Genomic DNA, 9302 nt, shown 5'->3' with positions numbered 1-9302 from the left:
GGTGCTGGTGCAGCGTCCCGCCGAACGCGACGTTGAGCACCTGCGCGCCGCGGCAGATACCCAGCACCGGTAGCCCCCGCTCCAGCGCGCCCCGCAACAACGCGAACTCCCACGCGTCGCGGGCGGTGCGTGGCTCATCGGTGGTCGGGTGCGGTTGCTGACCGTAGGCGGCGGGGTCGAGGTCATAACCGCCGGTGATGACTAGGGCGTCGAGCCGGTCTAGCACCCGGGCGGCGGCCTTGGCGTCCACCGGCTGGGGCGGCAGCAGCACCGCGATGCCACCGGCCGCGATGACGCCCTGGAAATAGTCGGCGGGCAGATAGCCCGCGCCGACGTCCCAGATCCCGGCCTGCACCTGCTCCAGGTAGGTGGTCAGGCCCACCACCGGACCCGATCTAGAGGCGTTCAAAACCACGCATCCTCTCCCAATCGGTGACCGCCGCGTTGAACGCCGCCAACTCCACCCGAGCGTTGTTCAGGTAATGCGCGACCACATTGTCGCCAAACGCCTCCCGTGCCAGCACGGACTCCCCGAACACCGTGGCCGCCTCGGCCAGCGTGGTCGGCAGCCGCTCGACGCCGGTTGCCTCATACGCGTTGCCCGGGTAGGGCTCGGGTGGCTCTAGGCCCCGTTCGATACCGTGCAGCCCGCCGGCGATCAGCGCCGCGGCCGCGAGGTAGGGGTTGACATCGCCGCCGGGAACCCGGCATTCGACCCGGATGTTGCGTTCGTGGCCGACGACCCGCAGTGCGCAGGTGCGGTTGTCCAGTCCCCACGCGATTGCCGTCGGCGCGAAGCTGCCGTCGGCAAATCGCTTGTAGGAGTTGATATTCGGCGCATAGAACAAGGTCAATTCGCGCAACGTGGCCAACAGGCCCGCGACGAAACTGCGGAAAGTCGGCGACATGCCGTGGGGGCGGTTGCCGTCGGCGAATGCCGCGGTACCGTCCTTGGCACGCAGCGAGAGATGGACGTGACAGCTGTTCCCTTCGCGCTCATCGTATTTCGCCATGAACGTCAGGCTCTTGCCGTGCTGGTCGGCGATCTCCTTGGCGCCGTTCTTGTAGATGGCGTGGTTGTCGCAGGTGACCAGCGCCTCGTCGTAGCGGAAGCCGATCTCTTGCTGCCCCATGTTGCATTCGCCTTTGACGGCCTCGAACCGCAGGCCTGCACCCTGCATGCCCTGCCGGATGTCGCGCAGCAGCGGCTCCATCCGCGACGACGCCAAGATCGCGTAGTCGATGTTGTAGTCGCTGGCCGGGGTCAGGCCGCGGTACCCGCTGGCCCATGCCTGCCGATACGACTGGTCGAACACGATGAATTCCAGCTCGGTGGCGATGTCGGCGACCAGTCCGCGCTCGCCGAGCCGGCCGAGCTGGCGACGCAGAATCGCTCGCGGCGAGGCGGCGACCGTGCTGCCGTCGGCCCAACTCAGGTCGGCGATCACTAGGGCCGTGTTGGGCAGCCAGGGAATGAGCCGCAGGGTGGACAGATCCGGCAGCATCACCATGTCGCCGTAGCCGGTATCCCAGCTCGACATCGCATAGCCGCCCACGGTGTTCATCTCGACGTCGACGGCGAGCAGATAGCTGCAGCACTCGGCGCCGTGCGCGGCCATTTCCTCGGCAAAGAGCCGGGCCGCTACCCGCTTGCCGACCAGCCTGCCCTGCATGTCGGTGAACGCCACGATGACGGTGTCCACCGCGCCGACCCCCACCAGTTGTTCCAGCGCGGCCAGTGACAACATCGGAGAATCCGGACCGGTCGCAGCGCTTTCTGGGCTTTGTGGGCTTTGTGGGCTTTCCTTGCGCGCCATGACCGTTAGTCAACCAGGCGCTACCAGGTGCTGGTGCGCAACACGATCTCGGCGGCCAACTGCGCGGTCGATTCCTGCACCGCGCGCCGCCCAAGGTCCACCACGCGGTATTCGGCGTAGACGAACCGCTGGCTGTCGCGGGCCACCGCCCGCGCGGCCGCGGAGCTGACCAGCACGGTGGTACCGATCTCCACCGGGGGGCAATGTTCATCGAGAACCACGCCGTTCGTCCCGGCCACCCGTGGATGTCCACGGTCGATCGCTACCAGGCCGACAAATCGGCCCAGCCTCGTTGCCGCCAGTTCCCAGGCGAGGTCACCACCCGCGCGGTCGCCGACCACCACGGCCCAGCCGATCCCCAGCGCATCGAGGATGCCGACCACCGACTTGGGAGTCAGCCGCTGGTCAAGGCCGATGACGACGGTCCGAAGCGATGCGGTGTGCAGGCGCTCGCACACCGCGTCATAAGCGACGGGCGCACGCTTATCGTCGCCCAGTATGAGCACGACGATGCCCTTCTCCGGACCGGCCACCGCGACCGGGACGGGAAACCCGTCGAGGGTGGTCATCATCGAGGACACTCACGCACGTTACAGCCAGTGGCCTGGTTGCGCGAGGTTTCCGCCGCATCCGTGCGCCCGCCGCCGGCCCCGTCGGCGCCGCTCAGCGCACCCGTGTGTGACCGTTTGGAAGGCCTTATGGCCGCAATTCCTTATGGCCGCAATTGATGTGCGACGTGCGGTCGCCGCGGCGGTGGGCCATCGAGCAGCCCGAGGACGGCGTCGACGTCGAGATGGGACGCCAAGAGGTCAGCGATCAGATCCAGCTGGGCATCACGTCGCGCCGCGACATTGGTGTCGGCGACGACGAATCCGCTCCGGCCGGCCGCATCGGCGACACGGGCGAGCCACGCACGACGGAAGTCGTCGTTGTCGAGCAGGCCGTGCCAATGGGTGCCGAAGACCGCGCCGCGCACGATGCCCTGCGGTTCGGAGTCGACCGCGAACCAGCTCTCCTCGGCGCACCGGGTGAGCCGCCCATGATGGATTTCATATCCCGTCAGAGAGCCGCCGCGCGGCTGCGGCCAGCGGCGCAAGATCTTCGTTTCGCCAAAGGCGATGTCGCCGTCCAACAGCCCCAGCCCGGCGACTTCCCCGATCCTGGATTCCACCGTGTCCTCGATGCGCCGGCAGAGCATCTGCAACCCGCCGCAGATACCCAGCACCGGCTTGCCGGCCCGGGCGTGGTCGGCGATCGCGTCGGCCAGGCCGCGATCGCGCAGCCATGACAGGTCGGCGACGGTGGCCTTGCTGCCCGGAAGCACGATCAGGTCGGTGTCGGCCAAATCGGCGGGATCGGTGATCCAGCGCACCAGCACGCCCGGCTCGCAGGCCAGCGCCTCTACGTCGGTGGAGTTGGAAATCCGGGGCAGCCGGACCGCGGCCACCCGCAGCCACTCGTCGCCGCGCGGCGGCGCGGGCGTGCCGACAACGCGGCGGGCAACCACCGAAAGTGAGTCCTCGGCGTCCAGCCAGAGCTCGTCGACGTAGGGCAGCACCCCGTAGGTTGGACGGCCGGTCATGGCAAGCAACTGCTGTAACCCGGGTTCCAGCAGTGCAAGGTCGCCACGGAATTTGTTGACGACGAAGCCGGCGATGAGCGCCTGGTCGTCGGGGTCGAGCACCGCGACCGTCCCGAACAGGTGAGCAAGCAGGCCGCCGCGGTCGATGTCACCGACCAAGATCACCGGCAAATTCGCGGCCCTGGCCAATCCCATGTTGGCCAAATCCGTGGCACGCAAGTTCGTTTCGGCGGGCGAACCGGCTCCCTCACAGATCACTGCGTCGAATTCGTTGCGCAGCGAAGACAATTCGTCGAAGACGATGCCGGCGAGCCGGTCGCGATGCTTCACATAGCCGGCAGCAGTGACCGAGTCGGCGACCTGCCCGCGGATCACCAGCTGCGACGTTCGGTCACTGCCCGGTTTGAGCAGGATCGGGTTGAATCGCACGCTGGGCTCCAGCCCCGCGGCCCTCGCCTGGATCGCCTGGGCGCGGCCGATCTCGCCGCCTTCGACGGTGACCACGGAGTTGTTGGACATGTTCTGCGCCTTGAACGGTGCCACCCGGACCCCGCCGCGCGCCAACATCCGGCACAGACCCGCGACCACCATGGATTTCCCGGCGTCGGAGCTGGTGCCCGCAACCAGCAGGGCCCCGCTCACTGCTATTTGGCGAGCAGACGCAGAGTCACACTTTCCGGGCGGAAATCGTGCGATTCTGCGTCTGCTCACTCTCGAAGGATGCCAGCTTTAAGAAGTCGGAGCCTGCGGTGGTGGGAACAGAAAAGCCTCAATCATGCCAGCGTCAAGAAGGAGCAATGCCGGGCCCGCACCAAGGTCTTGACCAATCACATTCGCGATGGTGCCGGCGTCGGAACCGACCGTGGCAACGGCCACGCCAACGGCGTGGCTGAAGTTGCTGCTGAACGCCCCGTTGGTTGCCTGCCTGGTCACAGCGCCCGCATTGGCTAATTCGGCCTCGTTTTGACTGGCCAAAGCTGCCAGGTAGGCCTGGTCCGCGGCCGCTATCTGCTGAGCGTCTGCCTCTACCCGTTGGACGTCGCCAAGAAGACCTGAAAGAGCCCCATTGCCACCGGCCGCGGGCGCGGCGGGGTTGCCGCGTCCCAAATTGAGGCTCTGCCCCAGGCTCTGCATTGGCGTCAACTGCGCGGCTGCCGCCGAGGCCCTCCGTGATAACCCACCATCGCGGCCACATCCTGGGCCCACATCTGCTCGTAGGCGGTCTCGGCCTCGGCGATGGCCGGGGCGTTCTGCCCGAACATGTTCGTCGCCACTAGCGACATCAGCTGGCTGCGGTTGGCGGCCACCATCGCCGGATGCACCGTCGCCGCCCTGGCCGCCTCGAAGGCGGCCGCCGTCACCCGGGCCTGCCCGGCCGCCGTCGCGGCCACCAGTGACGCCGACCCACACCGGCGAACATCAACGCCGAATTAACCTCCGGCGGCAACAACGAAAAGTTCATCGTCCCGACCCCCTCCGGGTCTAGGCCGGTAGACCCGTGATCGGCTCTCGACTGCCACTCATTCTCAGAGGATGCGGATTTTGCGCTGATCCCGGATGCACGGCAGGGTTTCTCAGCAGGCGGCGGTCGCTCGCGAGCGCCGACAATGTCACGCCAACGTGAGGATCTCGACGCCGGTGTCGGTAACAAGCAAGGTGTGCTCGAACTGCGCGGTCCACTTGCGGTCCTTGGTGACCACGGTCCAGCCGTCGTCCCAGATCTCGTAGTCCAGCGCGCCCAGGTTGATCATCGGCTCGATGGTGAATGTCATTCCCGGCTGCATGATCGTCGCCACCGAGGGCTGGTCGTAGTGCAGCACGACCAGCCCGTTGTGAAACGTGGTGCCGATACCGTGACCCGTGAAGTCACGAACCACGTTGTACCCGAAGCGATTTGCGTACGCCTCGATGACGCGGCCAACGACCGACAGCGCGCGCCCGGGTTTGACTGCGTTGATCGCCCGCATGGTCGCCTCCCGGGTTCGCTCCACGAGCAGCCGATGCTCCTCCGAGACATCGCCGGCCAGGAAAGTCGCGTTGGTGTCGCCATGCACCCCGTCGATGTACGCGGTGACATCGATGTTGACGATGTCGCCGTCGGCGACCACCGTCGAGTCGGGGATTCCATGGCAGATGACCTCGTTGAGCGACGTGCAGCACGACTTCGGGAATCCCTTGTAGCCCAGGGTCGACGGATAGGCGCCGTTGTCGACCATGTACTCGTGGGCGATCCGGTCCAGTTCGTCGGTCGTCACGCCGGGCGCAACCGCTTTGCCCGCCTCAACCAGCGCGCCGGCCGCGATTCGGCCGGCGACGCGCATTTTCTCGATCACCTCCGGTGTCTGCACCCACGGCTCGCTGCCTTCCTTGGCCGTCGGCTTGCCGACATATTCCGGACGCGGGATGCGGCTGGCCACCGGCAGCGTCGGGGATATCACTCCGGGGGAAAGCGCGGTGCGAGCAGGCATGCCGCCAGCTTAATCGCGGCGTCTCAATCGCGGCGGCCCGCGCGGCGCAGAAGCGAGCGGCGCGGTCCGCGGATGATCACCGAGCCGCACACCACCCGCCCCGTCACCACGACATGGGGCCTTCCTTCGCCCGGTGCGTCTTTGCGACGGTCACTGGCGCTGCCCACGTAGACCTCGACATCGTCGATCGAGGCACTGGCACCGTCGGGCAACCGGATCTCCACCGAACCCCATCTCATGTCGAGTTCGATGACCACCACCGGCCCCGCGAACCGGGCCTTGGTGAGATCGAGTTCGACCGAGCCCAGTCGGCGTACCAACGCCAGGCGGGTGGGCACAGTCCATTCGCCGTGCCGCTTCAGCGACCCGGCCCAGCCACGCAGCTCCACCCGGTCAGCCGCGGATGTGACGATGGCGCCCGGTCCGGGCAGGTCGCCGACGAGCCCGTCCAGCTCACCGCGGGTACGCGCGTAGGACACTTGTGACGAGCGCTGCTCGAACTCGTCGATGTCGATCAGCCCGAGCGCGACGGCGTTGTGCAATCGCCGCATCGTGCCGTTGCGGTCGGCGTCGGAGACCCGCAATGCCACCATCTCTCCACCGGTCTCAGTCATGGCCTTTCCTGACGCCCTGCCCACCGGCCCCATGCCAGCGAGCTTCGCCTACCTCGCAACTTACCGCTGTAACGAGCCGGGAGCCCAAGTGCGAAGCCGGCTCTAGGCCAGGTAGTCCCGCGGCAGCGATTCGAACATCACTTTGGTCATCCGGACCGCGAATTCCGAGCTGCCACCCCCGACGATCAGCGCGGCGAACGCCAGATCGCCGCGGTACCCGGCGAACCAGGAATGCGATCCGCCCGGGAACTCGGCCTCACCGGTCTTCGCGTACACCTCGCCGCAGCAGCCGGAGATCTCCTTGGCGGTCCCATTGGTCACCACCAGCCGCATCATCGGCCGCAGCGCGTCGACCATCTTCGGGGAGATCGGCGTGTCGTCGCCTTCGACCGTCGTGGGGCGGCCGGCGATCAGCTGCGGCACCGGGGTTTTGCCGGCGGCGACGGTGGCGGCCACCAGGGCCATGCCGAACGGACTGGCCAACACCTTGCCCTGGCCGAAGCCGTCTTCGGTGCGCTCGGCCAGGTCCACCGTCGGCGGCACCGACCCGGTCACCGTGGAGATGCCGTCCACCGTGTAATCGAGCCCGATCCCGTAGCGAGTGGCCGCCTGGGTCAGACCGCGGGGCGGCATCTTGCTGCCCAGCTCGGCGAACGTGGTGTTGCAGGAGCTGGCGAACGCACGTGACATGGACACCACGCCGAGATCGAAGCCGCCGTAATTGGGGATGGTGCGGTGCCCGATGTCGATATGGCCCGGGCAGTCCATCATCGTGTTGGGCGTGGCCATGTCCCGGTCAATCGCGGCGCCCGCCGTGATCATCTTGAACGTCGACCCGGGCGGGAACAGGCCGTTGGTGGCCGGCAGGCCGTCGGCGTTGGCGCCCCCGTTCTGCGCGATCGCGAGAATCTCCCCGGTCGACGGCTTGATCACGACGATCATCGCTTTGCCGCCCCGGGTGTCCACAGCATGCTGAGCGGCGTTCTGCACCGCCCGGTCCAACGTGATCGACACCGACGGCGCCGGCGACCCTTCGACTTCATGAAGAACGGCAACGTCGACGCCGTTCTGGTTGACGCTGACAATCCGCCAGCCCGCCTGGCCGTCCAGCTGGTCGATCACTTCCTTCTTCACTTCGCTGATGACGGCCGGCGCGAAATGCGGATCGGTCGGCAGCATGTCGGCCTGGGGTGTGACCACGATGCCGGGCAGTCTGCCGATCGCGGGAAAGACCTTGTCGTTGTCGTCGGGGTGCAGCGTGACTCCCAGGTCAAGCGGATGCGATGCCGAGCTGGCTTGTTCGGCGAGCAGCTGCGGGTCGGCCAGCGCGTCATTAAAGGGGTGGAGGGCCTCGACCACCGCGTGCACCGTCCCGATCAGGTCGGGTCCGGCTTGGGTGGCGTCCAGCGTGTAGTGATACAGGTAGCCCGGCGCGAGCACATCGCTGCCCCCGAGTTCGTTCACCGAGGCGCGCCGCGGTTGATCGGCCCGCAGCGCGAACGTCTGGTGCTCACCCAGCCTGGGGTGCAGCCCGGTGGCGGCCCACCGGACCTCCCACCGTCCCTCGTCGCGGGCCATCTTCAGCTGGCCGTCGTAGCTCCAGGTCCGGTTCTTGGGCAGATGCCAGGTGAAGCGATAGCTGATCGTGCCGGTGTCCTCGGCGTACTTGGAGCTGAGGATCTGCGCGTCCAAGTGGGTGGCCTGCAGTCCGGCCCACGCCGCGTTGAGCGCTTCTCGGGCTTCGTCGGGGTTGTCGCTGAGTTGGGCGGCCGTCGCGGTGTCCCCGATAGCCAAAGCACCCAAGAACTTCTCGGCAGCGGGGCCCGGGCCGTCTGGCCGCGGAGTGCACCCGGACAAGGCGATAACCGCGACCAGCAGCAGACCTGAGGCGCATGAGGCTAGTGTTGTTCTCGTTACCATCGTTGCTGATGTTAGGAACTGTGGCTTCGACACCGGCGCAGACACACCGAGACCGAACCGTTATCCACACACACTTAACGTCACTGCGAAAAATGACGAGCTAGTCCAGCAGCACCGTCGCGAAGGTGCCCACTTCGGCGAAGCCCACCCGCGCGTACGCGGCGCGCGCCACGGTGTTGAAGTTGTTCACGTACAGGCTGGCGATCCGCCCAGTGCCGACGATCACTGCCGCCACCGTTGCCGTGCCGGCAGTGCCCAGGCCCAGGCCGCGACACTCCGGGTGCACCCAGACCCCTTGAATCTGACCGACCCCGGGAGACTGCGACCCCACTTCGGCCTTGAAGACGACCTGACCGTGCTCGAAGCGGGCCCAGGCCCGCCCAGCCGCGATCAGGCTGGCTACCCGCCGGCGGTAGCCGCGACCCCCGTCGCCGAGCCGCGGGTCGACGCCCACTTCCCCGATGAACATGTCGACGGCAGCCACCAGGTAGGCGTCCAGCTCGTCCGGCCGGACCTGACGCACGCCGGGATCGATTTCGCAGCTCGGGTGGGAGGACAGCGCCATCAGCGGCTGGCGGTCGCGGACGTCCCGGGCCGGACCCCAAGCCGACTCCAGCCTCTCCCACATCGGCATCACCAGGTCGGCCCTGCCGACCAGTGACGAACAGCGGCGGGTTCCGCTCATCGCCTCGTCGGCGAAAGCAATCAGGTCAGCCGGTCCGCCGCGCAGCGGGATGAGGTTGGCACCGGCGAAACACAGCGACTCCTCCGCGGCGCGGCGCGTCCAGAGTTCCCCGCCGATCGAATTGGCGTCGATGCCATGGTCGGCCACACGCGCCGCGACCATGCACGACCCGACCGGGTCGTCGTCGAACACGCGCCACACGGCGGCCGCGTCACG

Annotated in this window: 8 protein-coding genes and 1 pseudogene; all 9 read right to left on the bottom strand. The window is 67.4% G+C overall.

Translation table 11 applies throughout. The features are described from left to right. Positions 1-430: gamma-glutamyl-gamma-aminobutyrate hydrolase family protein (locus ACLP4W_RS29420; protein ID WP_442391016.1), on the bottom strand; the 430-nt coding region annotated here is incomplete at its 3' end. Continuing rightward, on the bottom strand, positions 396-1817 hold the full coding sequence (locus ACLP4W_RS29415; protein WP_442391012.1) for a glutamine synthetase family protein: 1422 nt from the start codon (positions 1815-1817) through the stop codon (positions 396-398). The genes ACLP4W_RS29420 and ACLP4W_RS29415, both read right to left, overlap by 35 nt. A 20-nt stretch (positions 1818-1837) precedes the next feature. Next, on the bottom strand, positions 1838-2389 hold the full coding sequence (locus ACLP4W_RS29410; RefSeq protein WP_442391014.1) for an alpha/beta fold hydrolase: 552 nt from the start codon (positions 2387-2389) through the stop codon (positions 1838-1840). Between the two features lie 140 nt (positions 2390-2529). Beyond that, positions 2530-4041, bottom strand: coding sequence for a cobyric acid synthase (locus tag ACLP4W_RS29405; protein ID WP_442391010.1), 1512 nt, complete (start codon positions 4039-4041; stop codon positions 2530-2532). Between the two features lie 408 nt (positions 4042-4449). Then, positions 4450-4802 (bottom strand): annotated as a pseudogene (locus ACLP4W_RS29400) (PPE domain-containing protein); the annotation flags it as partial. 207 nt (positions 4803-5009) lie between these two features. Beyond that, positions 5010-5867 (bottom strand): type I methionyl aminopeptidase, encoded by an 858-nt coding sequence (gene map / locus ACLP4W_RS29395; RefSeq protein WP_442391008.1) that lies wholly within the window; start codon positions 5865-5867, stop codon positions 5010-5012. Between the two features lie 23 nt (positions 5868-5890). Further along, the gene (locus tag ACLP4W_RS29390) at positions 5891-6481 is read right to left on the bottom strand and encodes a DUF1707 SHOCT-like domain-containing protein (RefSeq protein ID WP_442391006.1); all 591 of its coding nucleotides are present in this window, start codon (positions 6479-6481) and stop codon (positions 5891-5893) included. A gap of 102 nt (positions 6482-6583) precedes the next feature. Next, on the bottom strand, positions 6584-8401 hold the full coding sequence (locus ACLP4W_RS29385; protein WP_442391004.1) for a penicillin-binding transpeptidase domain-containing protein: 1818 nt from the start codon (positions 8399-8401) through the stop codon (positions 6584-6586). 100 nt (positions 8402-8501) lie between these two features. Next, positions 8502-9302 (bottom strand): GNAT family N-acetyltransferase (locus ACLP4W_RS29380; RefSeq protein WP_442391002.1); only part of this gene is annotated, 801 nt, incomplete at its 5' end.

This window comes from Mycobacterium sp. (assembly GCF_052145595.1).
In the GTDB taxonomy this organism is placed as follows: domain Bacteria; phylum Actinomycetota; class Actinomycetes; order Mycobacteriales; family Mycobacteriaceae; genus Mycobacterium.
This window is presented reverse-complemented; position numbering and strand designations above follow the sequence as displayed.